We start from the raw sequence: 18,372 nt of genomic DNA on the forward strand, positions 1-18,372 counted from the left end.
TAATAAGGTCAATTGTATTTTTATGGTGGGTAATATTACCATTGATTGTAATTTTCTTTTACTTCCTGAATTAAGCGATGATAGTTAATCAGACGTTGCCTTGAAATTTTTCCAGATTTCACAGCTTGATCAAGTGCGCAACCCTTGGTATTTTCAAGGTGTTGACAGTTCCTAAACTGACACTTATTATCAAGTTCAATAAATTCGTTAAATCCATTAAAAATATCCGTTTCAGTAAGGTGCCAAATGCCAAACTCTCGAATACCAGGGGAGTCAATGATATTGGTATTTTGATCTAAGTGAAACAGTCTGGCGGTGGTCGTGGTATGTTTACCACGATTATTTTGTTCGGATATTTCACCAGTTTGGGCAATTTGCTTACCAAAAAGGGCGTTGAGAGTTTCGGATTTACCTACACCAGATTGACCAACGATAATAGATGTTTTATGACTGAGCATATCTTTTAATGCTTGTAAGTTTTTATCGCATAATGCCGAGCAGCTAATGCAAATGTAGCCTAGTGTGTGATATAAAGTCATGATCTCTTTTAACTGAAGTTTGTTATCAGAATTGTCAAACAGATCCATTTTATTAAGCACAATAATTGGCGTGATTTGCATGTGCCAAGCTGCAACTAAATAGCGATCAATATAATGCTCAATAGGAAGGGGGTTCACAGCAATCATAATGACAAGTTGATCAATATTTGCAGCCATGGTTTTATGCGTATGCGAGAGTTTACTTGGGCGAATAAGCGCATTTTTACGTGCTAAAACTTGGTAAATAATGCCATACGCACTATTAAGTTGTGGCATATAAAGCACTTTATCACCTGCGACAATGGTGCCTAAATTCTGGCGATATTGGCAAAAAATAGGTTGCCCATTTTCTGCCTCAACTTCAATAAACTTACCTCTGTGCGAGATAGCAAGTCCGCTCAAAATGGAAGATAAATCTTCAGAAAGTTGATTTGCTTTGTTGTTTTGAATATTTCGTAATTGCTGCTTGCTTAATTTCCGTTTGACCATGCACTTGTAACGATATTGAGTAAAAAAACTTATATTGTTGGTTAGTATAACTACATATAACTAGAATAGAAATTAAATAATAGGTTCTACTCTATGTTTTTTTAATCAATATAAACTAAGCCATGTATATGCCACCATTGACATGAATAGTTTGACCTGTGATATAACGTGCACCTTCTGATGCCAAGAATAAAACAGTTGCTGAAATATCTTTAGGTTGACCTAAAATTTGGGCAGGGATTTGCTTAATGATGGTGGCTTTTTGCTCGTTGGTAAGCTTATCAGTCATATCGGTTTGGATAAAACCAGGTGCAACAACATTAACTGTAATATTGCGAGAGGCAATTTCTTGAGCTAATGATTTAGAAAAACCAATAACGCCAGCTTTACTTGCACAATAGTTAGCTTGTCCTGGATTGCCAGAAGTACCAACAACAGAGCCAATCGTAATAATACGACCCCAGCGTTTTTTTATCATATGACGAATTCCTGCTTTTGAAATATTAAATACTGAATCCAAGTTGGTGCGAATGACATCTAACCAGTCTTCTTCAGACAAGCGCATCGTGAGATTATCCTTTGTGATACCAGCATTATTAATAATAATATCAGGATGACCTGTGTTATCTTTCATCCAGTTAAAAGCAACTTCAATTTCAGCGGTATTCGTAACATTTAGCTTTAAGCCATAACATTTACCATGTTGTTGCAAGCTTTCAGTGATTTGTTGTGCTCCAGTTTCTGAGGTGGCAGTGCCTATGACTATAGCACCTTGTTCGGCGAAATTTTTAGCAATCGCAGCGCCAATTCCACGGCTAGCACCAGTAACGAACACGATTTTGTTTTTAAAATCCATAATTTATCCTTGTATTTAGTTTTATGCTTTTACTTGTTCAATGAGTTTTTCAAATGTATCAACTGTTGAAGTGTCATAATAGTTAAGCTCTTTAATAATGCGCTTATTTAAGCCAGTTAATACTTTACTGGCACCACATTCAATCACAGTATTTATTCCATCTTTAGCCATTTGTTCAATAGTTTGAGTCCACTTAACAGGGCAATACAACTGTTTGATTAAGGTGTGTTTAATTTCTTTAACATCAGTATGTGAGACAACGTCATAATTATGTAATACTTTTATTTCAGGTTTTTTAATATTTATTTTATCTAACGCAATGGCAAACTTTTTTGCAGCTTCCTTCATTAAAGAGCAGTGAGAAGGCACGCTCACTGGTAAAATTTGTGCACGCTTAGCTCCCATTTTCTTGGCGATTTCATTAGCTCTTTCGACGGCTTGAAGCTCACCTGAAATAACGACTTGACCTTGCGAGTTAAAGTTAGCTGGTTCGACGATACCCATATCGTTTGCGGTATTGCAGCATTCTATGACTTGCTCATTAGTCAATCCTAAAATGGCACTCATTGCACAAGCCTTGTCTGTAACAGCAGATTGCATTAGTTGCCCGCGAAGTTGAACAAGCTTCAAAGCATCAGAAAACTGAATACCATTAGCTGCACATAATGCTGAATATTCACCTAAACTGTGACCAGCTAAAACATTGGCTTGAGTATTACTGTGTATCGATAAAATACGCCAAATTGCGATACTTGCAGCAAGTATCGCAGGTTGAGTGTATTCAGTTTTATTGAGCTTTTCTTCGTCATTTTGAATAATTTCCCACAGATCAAATTGAAGTGTGTCATTTGCTTCAGCAAACGTTTTTCTAACTTCATCAAATTGCTGATAGTAATCGCTTAACATTCCAATCTTTTGTGAACCCTGACCTGGGAAAACAATTGCAGTATGCGTCATAACTTAATTCCTGTAGTTTAAAATACGTAATTATGCTAGTGAATTTTACGCCAATCTTCAAAAGGTTTATTTGTTTAAACTTTAATTTAAGGCTTGGTAGTATTTTAGGCAGCACGACAGCTTGATTAGGCAATAAAATGCACTAAACATCTATCAGTATTTGAAAACTTAAGGTTTTGCTAAAAGATAATCCTCTAAATTGCCTTTGATTTTAAGCTCAGATATAGCAAAACGTGCGGCTGAAATACCAATCTTGTGAACACTGTTTTTATCTTGAGTGATAAGTGGATGCCAACTGGGCAAATTTTTGCCTTGATATAGGCGTTTGTAAGCGCAACTATTAGGCAACCAATGTTGAGCATGTCGTAGGTGATAGACATCTAACTGTAAACAGTTAGGTACAAGTTGTTTGCGTTTTGGATAATTGCTGCACTGACATGTTTTACAATCTAATAATTTACAAGCAACCTTGGTGTAATAGATTTCATTGGTTTCATCATCTTGCAGTTTATGTAAACAACAAAGCCCACAACCGTCACATAGCGCTTCCCATTCAGAAGCTGTCATGTCAGAAAGAGCAATTTTTTGCCAGAAGTTTGGGCGTAGGGTTTGGGACATGTTAATGTGTCCTTTCAACAGCAATATGTGCTAAGGCAATAAGTGCTTCTTTATAAGAAGAATGAGCTAAATTTTCAATTGCATCAATCGCTTTTTGTGCTGCATCTTGTGCTTTGCCTATGGCATATTCAATGGCGCCACTTTGTTTAATAATATTAATGATTTTATCCATTTGTGGGTGGTGACCTTGCTCTATTGCATTACGGATAAGATTAGCATCTGTATTATTGGCATTTCGTAGTGCATATATTACAGGTAGTGTGGTTTTGCCTTCGGTAAGGTCATCACCGATGTTTTTACCCAAAGTGTCTACATCAGAGATATAGTCTAAGATGTCATCTGCAATTTGAAAGGCGTTGCCTAAATTCATGCCATAGTTGTGGAGTGCTTGTTTTTCGATGCTATTGGCTTTTGCAATAATGCTTGCTACATCACATGCTGCTTCAAAAAGTTTAGCTGTTTTGCAATAGATTACTTGCATATACCCATCTTCTGTAACATTAGGGTTATGACAGTTCAATAATTGTAAAACTTCGCCTTCTGCGATTTTATTAGTGGCATCTGCGAGTATTTGCATAATTGATATTTCATTTAACTCAACCATCATCTGAAAGGCGCGTGAATAAAGAAAGTCACCAGTAAGAACTGAAGCGGCATTACCAAAAACATTATTAGCAGTTTGTTTACCACGACGCATATCAGATTCATCAACAACATCATCATGTAAAAGCGTTGCAGTATGAATAAACTCAATAATGGCTGCGGCTTTGGTGTGAGCTTGACCTTGATAGTTAAGGGCTCGCGCAACAAGCATGAGTAATAATGGGCGCAAACGCTTACCACCACTGTGAATAATATGTTGACTGATTTGATTAATTAAAACAACATCAGAAGCAAGTTGTTCAACGATGACATCGTTATTTTGCTCAGTATCATAAGTAATGAGTTGTTGAATTTGTTTTAGGTTTAACATTCTTTTTTTTCTTAAATATATCGCTAACCGAGAGCATAAAGTGATGATAAGTTTGCGTCAAGTAGATTACTGGAAGTGGCGATGTAAAAATGAACCAAAGAGAGTAGTGACAATAAGAGATAAAATAAATATAACAAGCATGGTCAACCAGTTCGTTACAACCCAGATATTGTAAATCTTTTGAATAAAAGCACTTAGGATAATACTAGGTGCAATCAAACGTAAGCTTAGATTATAAATAGCAGATAGTTTAATTTGTGTTGCTTTTTGTAACTGATAACTGAGTCTTTGGGCATCAAAAATCCAACCAAAAATTAATATTTCTATATAAGTAATTACAAAGATTAGGTTTATTATTAGCTCCGATTGGATTATTTGTTTAAACTCATCTTTTACGATGTGCTGATAGATGATAACAGCAGCAAGTAATAGAATAAAAAAGGGTAGATACACATACCATTTTGTGTTTTTGATATTTTGAGTGACAAGTCCTTTAAAAGTTTGGCATAGTAAAATTGCAGCAGTTAACAAGCAGAAGAAAAATAAACCAAATGCAAGTAAATTCAATGTGTAGGCATATTCAAAGCCTAAAATCTCAGAAGCAGATTTGGTGCTTTTAACATAAAAGTTTTGAATAAGCATAATCACAATCGCTGCAATAACACTGCCAATAATAAATATCCAGCTAAAGCGACGAATAGAGCATTGTGCAGTAAGATAGGTGCCAAAAACAGTATTGATCCCTAAACCAATGAGACCTGAGAATAATGCAAGGGTTAAAGCATTTATCCAGACCTGTTGTTTGGTCAAAAGAGAAAAATTTGGGATGAAGAAATCAGTGGTGATTACACCTGCTTTAAAGGTGATTGAATTCATAATAAATAACCCAATTAAGCAGGCGATACCAAGAGTGGAAAAAGCAGCACTTAGATTTAAAAAACGCTTAGCCGTTTGAGTAATAAACAAAATAACGATCATCAAAACACTCAACGCAACACTAATTGTCAAAGCATACTGATGGATTATATAAAGCGTTTTTTCAGGTGAGTGGTCCATGTACCAGTGACTTGTATAGACTAGGCTTGTGGTTAGTAAACTCATATTGTTAATAACAATGATAAGTATCAAGCCAGCAAGCAGCAAAGAGAGAAGACTCACAAACCGTAATCGGTTAGATTTTGTCATGTAGTGTAAACTTCCAGAAAGCTTTTTCTTACTTAAAAAACCGGATATAGATTCCGATATCAAAACAGGCATGCTAATAAAAACTAGCATCAGAATATAAGCAAAAATAAAACTGATATTGTTATACTCGATTGGGTATTTGCTAATTTGTGAATATAAAAACAAACCAATTGCGGCAGCAACAATAATCAACGAGTAAAGTGCTGAACGGATAGATGATATTTGGTTCATATGAATTCCTGTAAATAATAATGTCCTTATGATAGCAATCTCATTTTGCTTGTCATCTAAAACCAACTAATATTTATCGCTATACTTATAGCCATCTATTGGATGTTTTACTATGAAATACTGTTTTCCTTTATAAGGGTGATCAACTTATGTGATCATCAAAGTTTGTAGTAATTATTTAATTTAAAAGAGATATAAAGATGACTCTAGGTAGTAACGTTTATTCTTCGATCAACGCAATTAAAGCGGTTATAGCTACTGTAATTGGCTATTTAGTAGGGTGCTGGCTTGGGTTTTGGTTAGATGTGCCAGAAATGTATGCTTGGATTGTGGTAACAATATTGGTTGTAATGTCAAGCCAACCTAATTTAGGTGGTGCGCTTGAGAAGGCAAAAATGCGATTTCTAGGTACTATTGTTGCGACATTATGTTCAATTGTGATTTTATTATTAATGCCAGGCTTTCCCATTTGGCAGATGATGTTGGGGCTGTGTTTAATTGCTGTTGGTGTCTTTACTGCAACGGCATCGACTAAATATATGTACGCTGGTGTGTTAGGTGCTATTACTATAGCAATTATTTTATTTGGTAGTCGTGCGAGTTTAGAGATTGCAATTTATCGAGCATCAGAAGTGTTCATTGGTATTACAATTGCTATTATCGTTAATCGTTATCTTTTTCCAATACGTGCCAGTAGACGCATATATCAGTCTTTTTCACAGAGTATGATGTGCATCAATAAATTGCATCAAAAGTTATTTGTAGGTGATGATCATGAAGACATCCTGGTGGAGATTTTTACACACTTTTCAAAACAGATCACCTTGCAAAAGGAAATTGTATATGAGAAAGAAAAAATCCATTTAAAGCAGTACAAGGCAACAACGCGTTATTTACGTCAACTTTATCGTTATACTTGTGTGATATATGAGTATATCAATCGGTATCCCAAAAAAAGAGAACGCTTTGCTAATAGTAATGAGTTTAAAGCATTACATGAGGCAATTAGAGTACTTTTTGAGAAGATAAGCAATAGCTTTAAACAACAAAAGTTCGATGATTATAGTGATGATTTTAAGTGCTTAACCAAGTTATTAGCAGCATTTACAGAAACCCTTAATATACAAGTGGAATTTCGTTATGCAAGCACCTTAATTTTTTCATTGAATATGATAGTTGATACTTTGCAGGCAATTGAAAAAACACAAAATTTAAAAACAGATAGTTTGCAAAATCATTCGTGATGTATATACCTAATTTTGACAAGTTTGATCATATTGTTTTCTACTTTTTTTACTTCAACAACATAATCATTTATTTTAAGACAACAATTCCCAATGGGAATTTCTCGCAGTTCATCGATGATAAAACCAGAGATTGTTTTCGCGCCGTGAGTAGGCAAATGCAAGTGCAAGTGGCGGTTAATCTCGCGAATGGTTGTATCTCCTGTCGTGGTATGTGTATTGTCAGAGCCAATTTTGATATGGGTTTCTAAGTTATAGGTATCGGCAAACTCACCAACAATTTCTTCAATGATATCTTCAACGGTTATAATACCTTCGATTTCACCATATTCATTAACAACAGTAGCAAAACGCATACCTTTCTTTTGAAAGTCAATCAATTGAGTTTGAATAGAGATATTGTCAGGTGTGTAATAAGGTTCATTGAGTAAGCTTAAAATTTCTTCATAAGTGGGGGTGTCATCTTTGGTGATGAATTTCAAAGCTTCTCTTGTTAAAATGATGCCTGCAATATTTTCGATCGTATCATAGCATGCGATTAAGATAGAATGCTTAGCATTGACGATTTGTTTGATGATGTTGTTAATATCTAAGCTTAAGTTAATGCATTCAACTTTGTGATGTGGAATCATGACATCGGATACTTTAATTTGGTTGAGCTCCAACACACCAAGCAGCATGTTTTTGTTTCGGGGTCCTAATTTGCTTTTTGAGTCATGAACAACAGAGTGAATTTCATCGCTGCTTAATGGTTCACTGGTTTCTTTGTGTTTAATTTTAAGACCACATAATCTAAATAAGATATTAACAAAGCTATTTAATAACCATACCAGTGGATAGAAAAGCATAAGTAGCAGCCACAATATAGGTGAGGCAGGAAAAGCAAGTTGCTCTGGAAATACGGCTGCCAAGGTTTTAGGAATAATCTCACCAAATAACAAAATAATAATGGTCAAGCTAATGGTTGAAACCACAAGTCCAATTTGACCAAAGCTCTGCTCAGCATAGCTTGTTAGTATGGCAGACGCAATAATATTAGCAAATGTATTACCTACTAAAATCATACCAAGTAAGCGATCAGGGCGTTTAATTAAATTTAAACTGCGTTTTGCTGCCTTATTTTTGCGCTTTGCAAGATGACGTAGCTTATATTTATTAAGCGACATCATTGCGGTTTCAGAAGCAGAAAAAAACGCAGAACATAAAATTAATAGAGCCAAAGCAATCAAAGTGAGGTTAATATCCATAACAAAATCTATGTACAAGTTAGGTTAATCTGGTGCTAATCATAGCAAGTGTTAATTGAGCAATCAGTATTTTTGTGGGCAATTTTTCGCAAATGGGTGAAAAGTTTTACGTGCGTGATATAATCGCCTGAAAATTTTGAATAAGGCTTAGGGCAATCTTTTAGTCATGAAAGACATACATCAACATAAATTACTAATTCTTGACTTTGGTTCTCAGTATACTCAACTCATTGCCAGACGTGTGCGTGAGATTGGTGTTTATTGCGAAATTTATTCATATGATGTGGCTATTGAACACATTAAAAGCTTTGCTGCTAAAGGAATTATTCTCTCAGGTGGACCTGAGTCTGTTAATGAGTCAGAGTGTGTTCGCGCACCTGAATGTGTGTTTGAGCTTGGTGTACCTGTACTTGGAATTTGCTATGGGATGCAAACGATGGTGCATCAATTTGGTGGTAAGGTAGCTTCCTCTGATAAGCGTGAGTTTGGCTATGCTAAGATCGAGTTAAAAACAACAAGCGTTTTATATAATGGCATTCCAGATGTACAAGATGTTTGGATGAGTCATGGCGATAAGGTTGTTGAGCTTGGTGAGCACTTTGAAGTGATTGCAGCATCAGAAAATGCGCCTATTGCTGCTATGGCACATAAATGTCAACCTTTCTTTGGAGTGCAATACCATCCTGAGGTTACACATTCAGCTTATGGCAAAGAGCTATTAGAAAACTTCGCATTCAAAATATGTGGTTGTGAAGCACGGTGGAATCCAGCAAGCATCATTGAAGATGCGGTTAATAAGATTCGCAAACAAGTTGGAGAAGATGAAGTAATACTTGGTCTATCAGGAGGCGTTGATTCTTCTGTAGTGGCAGCACTTTTACACAAAGCGATTGGGGATCAATTAACATGTGTATTTGTCGATACAGGATTACTGCGTTTGCATGAAGGTGATCAGGTCATGCAGACTTTTGCTGAGAATATGCACGTTAAAGTCATTCGAGTAAATGCCGAATCGCGTTTTTTTGAAAAACTAAATAGTAACTCTGACCCAGAACAAAAACGTAAGTTGATTGGGACTTTATTTGTCGATATCTTTAATGAAGAGTCAAGTAAGCTTAAGAGGGCTAAATGGTTAGCACAAGGTACAATTTACCCTGATGTAATTGAATCAGCAGGGAGTGCTACAGGTAAAGCACATGTGATTAAATCACATCACAATGTAGGTGGTTTACCTGAAGATATGAAGTTAGCTTTGATTGAACCATTAAGAGAATTATTTAAGGACGAAGTACGCAAGGTTGGTATTGAACTTGGATTGCCTTATCGGATGGTGTATCGCCATCCATTCCCAGGACCTGGTTTAGGTGTGCGTATTTTGGGGCAGGTCAAAAAAGAATATGCTGATATTCTTCGTCAAGCCGATGCAATTTATATGCAAGAGCTTGAAAAAAGTGGTTGGTATGACAAGGTCAGTCAAGCATTTACGGTTTTTTTACCCGTTAAATCAGTGGGAGTTATGGGTGATCAGCGTAAATATGACTATGTTGTCGCATTAAGGGCAGTTGAAACTATAGATTTTATGACTGCACGTTGGGCTCATTTACCTTATGAACTTATTGGTCATATTTCTAATCGTATTGTCAACGAAGTCAAAGGCATTTCACGTGTGGTTTACGATGTAACAGGAAAGCCACCTGGAACGATTGAATGGGAGTAGTTTTTCTCGAGTAAAATAGTTGTTTTGCTTGAGAAAATAAGCATAGTGAAGGATACTATTCTCAAACTAAAGAACCACTTGGTACTATGTCAAAAACCAATCGTGTTAATTATCCACTCCTTTCAAAAATCAATTCACCGCATGATGTGCGTAGATTGTCTATTAGCCAGTTATCTGTTTTGGCAACTGAAATACGCATGTTCCTTGTTGAAACTTTAGATGTATCAGGTGGGCATTTTGCCAGCAGTTTAGGTGCTTTGGAACTTACTATTGCATTACACTATGTCTATGGTACACCGAATGACCGCTTGGTTTGGGATGTGGGACATCAAACCTATGTCCATAAGATTTTGACTGGGCGTGCGGATGAACTTATCACTATTAAAAAGTCAGGTGGTTTATCAGGATTTCCTAAGCGATCAGAAAGTCAATACGATAGTTTTGGTGTTGGGCATTCTAGCACTTCAATTGGAGCTGCTCTTGGTATGGCTGAAGCCAATAAATTAAAAGGTGTGAACTATAAATCTGTTGCGGTCATTGGTGATGGGGCGCTCACTGCAGGAATGGCGTTTGAAGCACTTAATCATGCAGGTGGTATGCACGCCGATATATTGGTGGTACTGAACGATAATGAAATGTCAATTTCTGAAAACGTGGGGGCCTTAACTGCACATTTGACTAAATTACTATCAGGTTCTGCTTATAACAATTTTCGTGAAACAGGTAAAAGAATACTTAAGAAATTGCCTGGCGCGTTTGAAATTGCAAAGCGTATAGAAACGCAAGCTAAAGGCATGTTTGTTCCTGCAAATTTATTTGAAGCACTTAATTTCTATTATGTAGGGCCAATAAATGGGCATGATATAGATGGTTTGGTTGAAGCTTTAAAAACCCTTAAACATCATCAAGGTCCTAAGTTATTACATGTGTTAACCCAAAAAGGCAAAGGCTATGATAAGGCGGAAGAAGACCCGATTGCTTTTCATCATGTTAATCCTAAATTTAATTCACAGCAAAAAGTAGAACAATCCGCTAAGGTTGCTACAAAGCCCACATATTCTAATATTTTTGGTAATTGGATATGTGATATGGCAGCTAAGAGTGGTCAACTTGTTGGTATTACACCCGCTATGCGTGAAGGTTCTGATTTAGTGCGTTTTTCCAAAGAATATCCTAATCGCTATTATGACGTTGCCATTGCTGAGCAGCATGCGATAACCTTTGCTGCAGGATTGGCTTGTGAGGGCTTTAAGCCAGTGGTGGCTATATATTCTACTTTCTTGCAACGTGCTTATGATCAAGTTATTCATGATGTTAGCATTCAAAATTTGGATGTGCTTTATGCTGTCGATCGGGCAGGTTTAGTTGGTCCAGATGGTGCAACACATGCAGGAAGTTTTGATTTAAGCTTTATGCGCTGTATTCCCAATACAGTTATTATGACACCAAGCGATGAAAATGAATGTTATCATATGCTAAGCTTAGGTTATGAGCATAAAGGACCAGCAATGGTACGCTACCCAAGAGGAGCTGTTGTGGGTAAAGGGATTACACCAGAGCTTGACCTTAAATTAGGTCAAGCCAAATTACTAAGACAAGGTCAAGTGGTTGCAATTTTGAACTTTGGTACTTTATTGCCTATTGCATTAGAGGTAGCTGAAGTAGTTAATGCAACAGTTATCGATATGCGTTTTGTTAAACCTATAGATGAAAAAATGATTGAGCAATTAGCTAGCCAACATAGTTTGTTACTCACACTAGAGGAAAATGTGGTGATGGGTGGAGCAGGATCTGCAGTTAATGAATACTTAGTGACACATGATTTAATGACGAACTTAAAAGTTCGTAATATTGGTCTTCCAGATTACTATCAAAATCATGGCGATAAAAAAGAACTTCTAGCAGAAGTTGGAATCTCAGCTGCCAAAATTATTGAGTTAATAATGGAAGTTAAACAGTCCTAAGATTTTAATAGGACGTTATATTATTCAATATTCAAAGTCTATCAAATGTCTAAACAACAATCACAAGCCTGCTCAATCCTGACTTTTTTGTTTGCCAATAAGAGACTGATAACTTAGGTAAAAACTTTCCAATTCTATGTACTTTCTAGTATGATGTTGTTACTCCATTTTAGCCTATCTTTCTATGGATTTAGTGACCAAAAATCAAAAACATATTCAAGCTCAGTATCAAGCACTTTGCGATGAAATTAACTATTATGACTACGCATATCACACATTAGATAATCCTATCGTTAGTGATGAAGTTTATGATAAAAAATATCAAACTTTGGTAGAGTTTGAAAATATCCATAAAAAAGAGCTTGATATTTCATACTCACCAACACAACGAGTAGGGAGTAAACCCTTGCCCTACTTTGAAGTGATTGCGCATAAAGTACCAATGTTATCATTATCAAATGGTTTTGATGAACAGGATGTTAAGAGCTTTTATAAGCGTTTAAGTGAATTAACAAATGAAACTCATCTTGATTTTGAGTGTGAACCAAAGCTTGATGGCTTAGCAATCAGTATTTTTTATAAAAATGGCTTACTAGACTATGCCGTAACACGTGGTGATGGTGTGGAAGGTGAAAAAGTCACTGAAAATGTCAAAACAATTCGTAATGTTCCTTTGCAGCTGCATGGTGAGGATCTTCCACTTGAGTTAGAAGTAAGGGGGGAAATTATTATCAATAAAGCAGATTTTCTTGCTTTGAATGAAGTGGCACAAAAAAAAGGCGACAAACTTTTTGCTAATCCTAGAAATGCCGCATCAGGTAGTATTCGACAGCTAGATTCTCGTATTGCAGCTAAGCGTAAGCTTAAAATGTATGCTTATGGCATTGGCATATACTTAGATTTTGAATTACCTAAGACGCAATTGGAGCTCATGCAACAGTTAAAGGATTGGGGGTTTCAATTAACAAATGAAGTGAAAGTTGTCACAGGTGAAAAAGGACTTATGGATTATTATGCTTATATGAGTCATAAGCGCGCAGATTTACCATATGATATTGATGGTTTAGTATATAAGCTGAACCTTTTGAGTTTACAAAATAAAGTAGGTTTTATTGCTAAAGCACCACGCTGGGCGTTAGCGCATAAATTCCCAGCCCAAGAAGTGGAATCTGAAATTATAACAGTGGATTTTCAAGTAGGTAGAACAGGTGCAATTACCCCTGTAGCAAGGTTAAAGCCTGTTGCTGTTGGTGGGGTAATTGTTTCTAATGCAACTCTACATAATATGGGTGAAATTAAACGTAAAGATATTCATATTCATGATAGGGTTATTGTACGCCGTGCAGGTGATGTCATCCCCGAAGTAGTAAGATCATTGCCAGAGTATCGCCAAAATGCGTTAATAGCAATTGTGATGCCAAAAAATTGTCCTGTCTGTTACTCTAAAATAGAAACGATCGAAGATCAGGCAATTGCTCGTTGCACAGGTGGCTGGCACTGTCAAGCACAGCGAAAAGAGCGAATTAAACATTTTGCTTCTCGTAAAGCCATGGATATCGATGGACTGGGAGATAAAATCGTTGATCAATTGGTTGATAAATGTTTAATTAGTTTACCAAGTGATTTATATCAGCTAACTCTACCAGCGTTGATGCAATTACAGCGAATGGGGCGTAAGTCTTCATTAAACCTGCTTGAGGCAATAGAAAAAAGTAAAACAGTTCAACTCCACCGTTTTATTTATGCACTTGGCATTAAAGATATTGGTGAGGTAAGTGCTAAGGCGCTTGCGAATCACTTCGGATCATTGGAGGAAATTAAAAAAGCTGATCTTGAGGAATTTAAAAGTATTCATGATGTCGGTGAGGTCATGGCTAAGAGTGTGGTTCAGTTTTGGTATGATGATTATAACCAGAAGATGATTGATGCGTTGTTAGCTAACGGCATAGTCATTATCAATCCTGAAAAACTTATAAGCAATAATCTAGAAGCAATAAAAGATAATCCTTTTTATGGTAAAACTGTGGTTATTACTGGAAGTTTTAGTAATTTCTCTCGTGATCAGCTAAAGCTTAAATTAGAGAGCTTAGGAGCTAAATGTATTGGTAATGTTTCAGCAAAAACCGATATTGTGATTGCAGGTGAAAAAGCAGGCTCAAAGCTTGCTAAGGCACAAGCGCTAAACGTATTGGTCATGGAAGAGGATAAGCTAAAAGACATTTTATTTTCGGTTGATTTGTGAGTAAGTTATGAGTAAAAGAGATCAAATACTTTAGTAACATAAGAACGTTTTACCTTGCGACATATACTATTTAATTAAGTGATTGCAAATAAAATGCAAACAAAAGCATAAGAATAAAAAAGCGGAAAAATAATGAAAATAGCGATAGTTGGAAATGGTCAGTTAGCGCAAATGCTGATTGAAAGTGTGAAGGATTTAGCTTTTAAAATTGATGCATACCCTTTACCTGAAATTAATCAAAATGGGCACAGTAATGCTCATGAAATTGTAATGTGGCAAAATAAGCTTAAAAGCTATGACGTGGTGACCTATGAAATTGAAAATATTTCGGTTGAATTACTGAAAGCCGTAGCACAGGAAACGCAAGTTTATCCTGCAATTGGAGCCTTAAAGGTAGCACAAGATCGTTTAGCAGAGAAGAAGCTATTTACCGAATTAGAGATTGAAACGAACAATTTTATCGAAGTAAACTCAAAAGAAGACTTGTTGCTAGCAAAGGATCTGTTGGGCTTTCCTTTTGTATTAAAGAAACGTCGTTTTGGTTACGATGGAAAAGGGCAGTTTGTCATTAAAGCGGCTGCTGATTTACAACAAGCATGGGATGCTTTAGGGCAATATGACCTAATTGCAGAGAGTTTTGTTAATTTTGACTTTGAGGTGTCACAAGTTGCAAGTTGTGATCAATTTAGCAATATCGTGTTTTATCCTTTAGTGCGCAATGAGCATAGAGAAGGAATCTTACGTGAAACACATGTTTTAACTGATGCAAGTGAATTAAGTATGGTTGCTCAAGAAGTTGTTAAAAGATTTATTCGCCATTTTAATTATGTCGGGACTTTTGCGATGGAATTTTTTGTTAAAGGTAATACATTATATGCCAATGAAATTGCTCCACGTGTACATAACTCAGGGCATTGGTCTATAGATGGTGCGAACATCAGTCAATTTAGAAATCACATGTTGGCAATTACTAAAGAAGAGATTGTCCAAGTCAAAGTGAATGCGCGACACATTATGATGATTAACCTTATTGGAGAGAATGTACCTAAGTGCCAATTACCAGAAAACGTTTATGTTAAAAGCTATGGCAAGGAACTAAGAGCTGGGCGTAAAATGGGGCACATTAATATTGTTGATAATGAATTAGAGACATTTATTGAAAGCGTGAATATAATCTATAAAAATGTTGCAGCGAAATCATGCTTAGAGGAGTTCTAGCTGGAAGGCACTGTATACTTTGGGGTGTCACAACCATGTTAAAAGATTCGATGAATAGAAAGGAAAAATATGTTTGAAGTATCTGAAAATATAGAAAGTTATTATAACTTAAATCAAAGTATACGCGAGAAAATGCGTGCGATTGATGATATGGCAGATCAGCTTGGTGATCTTTTGGATTGGAATTTAACTGTTGATTTTCAAATTATTAATCAAAGTGATAAATCAAGCTTATATGCAGTGTCAATTATAGCGGGTGAAGTAGAGGATGAAGGTGCTCCTGTGTTCTTTACAACGGCGTCAGCAGACGAGGCACTTATTCGTTTGCAAGTTTACCTTGACCTTATGGAAAAATTTGAAATTAACAACCTTGCGCGATCTGTAGAATACTATCAACAAGCACTTGATAAACTCGCGCATTATTACAATGAAGAATGTGAAGATATTTTACACCAAATTGTACTTGAGGGCTTTTTTGCTTTTAATGAGTCTTTAGTTATCACTGAGTAAGGTGAGGTGCTTTTTCTTTTAAATGTTTCACAAATAAATCAACAAAAAAATAACACCTCAATCAGCATATTGCAAATTTTTCTTAGATTCCCAAATAGGAGAAAATAGATGTTATTAAGCTTTGCGGTTGCCCTTATTGTTATTATGAATCCAATTGGTAACTTGGCGATTTATAGTGCATTAATTGAAAATAGAAATACAGAAGAATGCAATAAAACCGCTAAAACTTGTGCTATTGCTATATTTAGCATATTAATGATTGCATTATGGATTGGCTGGCCAATATTAAATTTTTTTGGGATCAGTATAGGTGCTTTTGAGTTTGCAGGAAGCTTGATTATTTTGAGAATCGCTTTGTCGATGATTAAAGGTCATAGTCATACGCATGATAAAGAGAAAACAAAACAACTAAAATATCCGTCTATTGCAGTGGTACCAATGGCAACACCTGTCATTGCAGGACCAGGATCGATGGTCGTGATTATTAGCCACGCTAATGAGTTTACGATTACACAATTTATCTATGCTAGTGTCATATGCTTGATTATTTCTGTATTTTTTTGGCTGCTTTTGAAATTTACACCTAAATTTGCAAGCCATATAGGAGATGAAACAATGGCGGTTATATCAAGGATAATGGGATTAATATTGGCAGCTATTGCCATTCAAATGGCAGCAAGCGGTTTAATACTTTTATTCCCAGTTTTGGGAAGCTAAGGTCTTTGCTTTATCAGCAAACCTTGAAAGGACTCTGCAAAAATTGAACGTAACAAAATCAAAAAATACTAGTTGACAGTTTGTTAAAGTTATAATACAACTTTATGACACAGGGAGTTATTAATGAAACGAGGAGGGTTTACGAAGCGTAAATTCTATAAAGCTGAATTTGGTGATTATTTATGGGAATATGAATGGGATAATATTATGTCTGAAGAAAAAGCATGAGGTCTATCTAGAAAATGACTTATACCAGAATGCTTTGCGTATTTTTAATAATTACTTTATTAAGTCTTTTTTCACGTGACATTTATATTCCATCACTACCTGAAATAGTTAAAGATTTATCATCTAATCAATCTATGATTACTGGTTCTATCACTGCCTGCTTACTTGGCTGCGGAATATCTGCACCATTTTATGGGTTTTTCGCCGAAAAATATGGAAAAAAAATAATACTAATGTTTGGACTTTTTCTTTGCTTAATTGGAAATGTAGTAACTCTAGTTGCGTATAATGGGATTCTGTTTTGGACAAGTAGACTTGTTGTGGGTATAGGAATAGGCTCTGTACCAGTTATTACTAGAGCATTAGCTGCTGATTATTTTCAAGATTACAAATTAACTAAAATCTTGTCATATTTATCTATGGCTGCAACCACTGCTTTAGCTATTGCTCCAATATTAGGTGGGTACTTACACAATTATTTAGGTTGGCAATCCAGTTTTATTTTTTTAATAGTTTGTTCAGTTCTATCATATATATGTGTTAAATTTTTAATTATTAATGATATGCAGAAAGGTAGAGTTAAACCTAAGAGTTATAAATATTTGACGAAAAATTTTATTTCTTTATTTGTTGATAAACAATTTATGAGTTATGCATTAATCTCATCTTTAGCTTTTTTTTATGGTATGGCATATCTTATGATTACTCCTTTCTTATTTCAAGGCGTACTAAATTTAAATGTTTCTGAAAATGGTTTTATGTATATATTCATCGCAATAGCATTCTTTTTAGGGACTTATTCTTGCGGAATTATAACAAAGCATATAAGTGATAATTTAATATTAATTATTGGTATAAGTGCTACTTTTGTTGGAACGATGATTTATCTGCTATTTCATTCTATCAACTTTGTAAGTATTTTCTCAGTAACTTTTGGTGGTTTTGTTTGTATTTTTGGAAGCGGTGTAATAATGCCTATAGCGAATAAAAAGTGTGTTACCAACAAGCTCAATTTAACAGGAATATCATCATCAATGCTATCTTTTATTAGAATGTTGATCGTCTTTATATTGGGCATTCCAGTATCTATGGTCGATAAAAGCAATTTAGTATCTTTGTTTATTACATATGCATTATTGAGCATAACCACATTCTTATTGTTTATATTTACACTGAAAAAATCGCTACAAACCGAACCCACAGCTCTTCCTAATCATTAACGTCCCTCAGGATTTTGTTACGAGCCACGATGACTGATCATCTAAAACAATATGGGGAGCTTGTGCTAGATTTAAACAGCATCCCCGCAAAGATAGATGACATAAGGGATAGAGAGCTATTTTAAAAAAACCATGACAGGTTTACTGACGTATTCCGACTAGACCCGAAGTTGAAAAGCCATAATTTTAAAAATTAAATTGACTTTGCAATGGTAGT

The 18,372-nt window shown here is 35.5% G+C and carries 15 protein-coding genes; 8 read left to right on the forward strand and 7 right to left on the reverse strand.

Annotation, left to right across the window (positions count from 1 at the left end; translation table 11 throughout):
- Nucleotides 1–35 precede the first annotated feature (35 nt).
- From rsgA to DNJ77_RS02775, 6 genes are all read right to left on the reverse strand, one after another.
- On the reverse strand, nt 36–1,028 hold the full coding sequence (gene rsgA, locus DNJ77_RS02750) for a ribosome small subunit-dependent GTPase A (RefSeq protein ID WP_116963474.1): 993 nt from the start codon (nt 1,026–1,028) through the stop codon (nt 36–38).
- Between the two features lie 115 nt (nt 1,029–1,143).
- Nucleotides 1,144–1,884 (reverse strand): 3-oxoacyl-ACP reductase FabG, encoded by a 741-nt coding sequence (gene fabG, locus DNJ77_RS02755; protein ID WP_116963475.1) that lies wholly within the window; start codon nt 1,882–1,884, stop codon nt 1,144–1,146.
- 21 nt (nt 1,885–1,905) lie between these two features.
- Nucleotides 1,906–2,841 carry an ACP S-malonyltransferase gene (fabD, locus tag DNJ77_RS02760; protein ID WP_116963476.1) on the reverse strand — a complete coding sequence of 312 codons (936 nt, stop codon included), beginning with the start codon at nt 2,839–2,841 and terminating at the stop codon, nt 1,906–1,908.
- Nucleotides 2,842–3,009: 168 nt separating this feature from the next.
- Nucleotides 3,010–3,459, reverse strand: coding sequence for a YcgN family cysteine cluster protein (locus tag DNJ77_RS02765; protein ID WP_116963477.1), 450 nt, complete (start codon nt 3,457–3,459; stop codon nt 3,010–3,012).
- A 1-nt stretch (nt 3,460) separates the two neighbouring features.
- A complete protein-coding gene (ispB, locus tag DNJ77_RS02770) occupies nt 3,461–4,432 on the reverse strand; it encodes an octaprenyl diphosphate synthase (protein ID WP_116963478.1) in 972 nt (323 codons plus the stop codon).
- A gap of 66 nt (nt 4,433–4,498) precedes the next feature.
- Nucleotides 4,499–5,848 carry an SLC5/6 family protein gene (locus tag DNJ77_RS02775; RefSeq protein ID WP_116963479.1) on the reverse strand — a complete coding sequence of 450 codons (1,350 nt, stop codon included), beginning with the start codon at nt 5,846–5,848 and terminating at the stop codon, nt 4,499–4,501.
- A 200-nt stretch (nt 5,849–6,048) separates the two neighbouring features.
- Between DNJ77_RS02775 and DNJ77_RS02780 the strand changes: the two genes are divergently transcribed.
- Nucleotides 6,049–7,092: an FUSC family protein gene (locus tag DNJ77_RS02780; protein WP_116963480.1), complete on the forward strand. Its 1,044-nt coding sequence runs from the start codon at nt 6,049–6,051 to the stop codon at nt 7,090–7,092.
- Here DNJ77_RS02780 and DNJ77_RS02785 read toward each other — a convergent pair.
- Nucleotides 7,083–8,339, reverse strand: coding sequence for an HlyC/CorC family transporter (locus DNJ77_RS02785; protein ID WP_116963481.1), 1,257 nt, complete (start codon nt 8,337–8,339; stop codon nt 7,083–7,085). The genes DNJ77_RS02780 and DNJ77_RS02785 overlap by 10 nt on opposite strands.
- Nucleotides 8,340–8,505: 166 nt before the next feature.
- Between DNJ77_RS02785 and guaA the strand changes: the two genes are divergently transcribed.
- From guaA to DNJ77_RS02820, 7 genes are all read left to right on the forward strand, one after another.
- Entirely contained in the window at nt 8,506–10,056 is a 1,551-nt protein-coding gene (gene guaA, locus DNJ77_RS02790) for a glutamine-hydrolyzing GMP synthase (protein WP_116963482.1), read from the forward strand.
- Nucleotides 10,057–10,142: 86 nt separating this feature from the next.
- On the forward strand, nt 10,143–12,020 hold the full coding sequence (dxs, locus tag DNJ77_RS02795) for a 1-deoxy-D-xylulose-5-phosphate synthase (RefSeq protein ID WP_116963483.1): 1,878 nt from the start codon (nt 10,143–10,145) through the stop codon (nt 12,018–12,020).
- Nucleotides 12,021–12,204: 184 nt separating this feature from the next.
- Nucleotides 12,205–14,262: an NAD-dependent DNA ligase LigA gene (gene ligA, locus DNJ77_RS02800; RefSeq protein ID WP_116963484.1), complete on the forward strand. Its 2,058-nt coding sequence runs from the start codon at nt 12,205–12,207 to the stop codon at nt 14,260–14,262.
- 132 nt (nt 14,263–14,394) lie between these two features.
- Entirely contained in the window at nt 14,395–15,480 is a 1,086-nt protein-coding gene (locus DNJ77_RS02805; RefSeq protein WP_116963485.1) for a 5-(carboxyamino)imidazole ribonucleotide synthase, read from the forward strand.
- A gap of 69 nt (nt 15,481–15,549) precedes the next feature.
- Entirely contained in the window at nt 15,550–15,990 is a 441-nt protein-coding gene (locus DNJ77_RS02810; protein WP_116963486.1) for a hypothetical protein, read from the forward strand.
- Nucleotides 15,991–16,098: 108 nt separating this feature from the next.
- Entirely contained in the window at nt 16,099–16,707 is a 609-nt protein-coding gene (locus DNJ77_RS02815) for a MarC family protein (protein ID WP_116963487.1), read from the forward strand.
- Between the two features lie 242 nt (nt 16,708–16,949).
- Complete coding sequence (locus DNJ77_RS02820) at nt 16,950–18,155, forward strand: MFS transporter (protein WP_116963488.1); 1,206 nt, start codon at nt 16,950–16,952, stop codon at nt 18,153–18,155.
- Nucleotides 18,156–18,372 lie beyond the last annotated feature (217 nt).

The organism is Fastidiosibacter lacustris (genome assembly GCF_003428155.1).
Classification (GTDB): Bacteria; Pseudomonadota; Gammaproteobacteria; order Francisellales; family Francisellaceae; genus Caedibacter; species Caedibacter lacustris.

Coding starts and splice junctions, on each gene's coding strand:
- rsgA (WP_116963474.1), bottom strand. CDS start 1,028: ATGGTCAAACGGAAATTAAGCAAGCAGCAATTACGAAATATTCAAAAC.
- fabG (WP_116963475.1), bottom strand. CDS start 1,884: ATGGATTTTAAAAACAAAATCGTGTTCGTTACTGGTGCTAGCCGTGGA.
- fabD (WP_116963476.1), bottom strand. CDS start 2,841: ATGACGCATACTGCAATTGTTTTCCCAGGTCAGGGTTCACAAAAGATT.
- DNJ77_RS02765 (WP_116963477.1), bottom strand. CDS start 3,459: ATGTCCCAAACCCTACGCCCAAACTTCTGGCAAAAAATTGCTCTTTCT.
- ispB (WP_116963478.1), bottom strand. CDS start 4,432: ATGTTAAACCTAAAACAAATTCAACAACTCATTACTTATGATACTGAG.
- DNJ77_RS02775 (WP_116963479.1), bottom strand. CDS start 5,848: ATGAACCAAATATCATCTATCCGTTCAGCACTTTACTCGTTGATTATT.
- DNJ77_RS02780 (WP_116963480.1), top strand. CDS start 6,049: ATGACTCTAGGTAGTAACGTTTATTCTTCGATCAACGCAATTAAAGCG.
- DNJ77_RS02785 (WP_116963481.1), bottom strand. CDS start 8,339: ATGGATATTAACCTCACTTTGATTGCTTTGGCTCTATTAATTTTATGT.
- guaA (WP_116963482.1), top strand. CDS start 8,506: ATGAAAGACATACATCAACATAAATTACTAATTCTTGACTTTGGTTCT.
- dxs (WP_116963483.1), top strand. CDS start 10,143: ATGTCAAAAACCAATCGTGTTAATTATCCACTCCTTTCAAAAATCAAT.
- ligA (WP_116963484.1), top strand. CDS start 12,205: ATGGATTTAGTGACCAAAAATCAAAAACATATTCAAGCTCAGTATCAA.
- DNJ77_RS02805 (WP_116963485.1), top strand. CDS start 14,395: ATGAAAATAGCGATAGTTGGAAATGGTCAGTTAGCGCAAATGCTGATT.
- DNJ77_RS02810 (WP_116963486.1), top strand. CDS start 15,550: ATGTTTGAAGTATCTGAAAATATAGAAAGTTATTATAACTTAAATCAA.
- DNJ77_RS02815 (WP_116963487.1), top strand. CDS start 16,099: ATGTTATTAAGCTTTGCGGTTGCCCTTATTGTTATTATGAATCCAATT.
- DNJ77_RS02820 (WP_116963488.1), top strand. CDS start 16,950: ATGACTTATACCAGAATGCTTTGCGTATTTTTAATAATTACTTTATTA.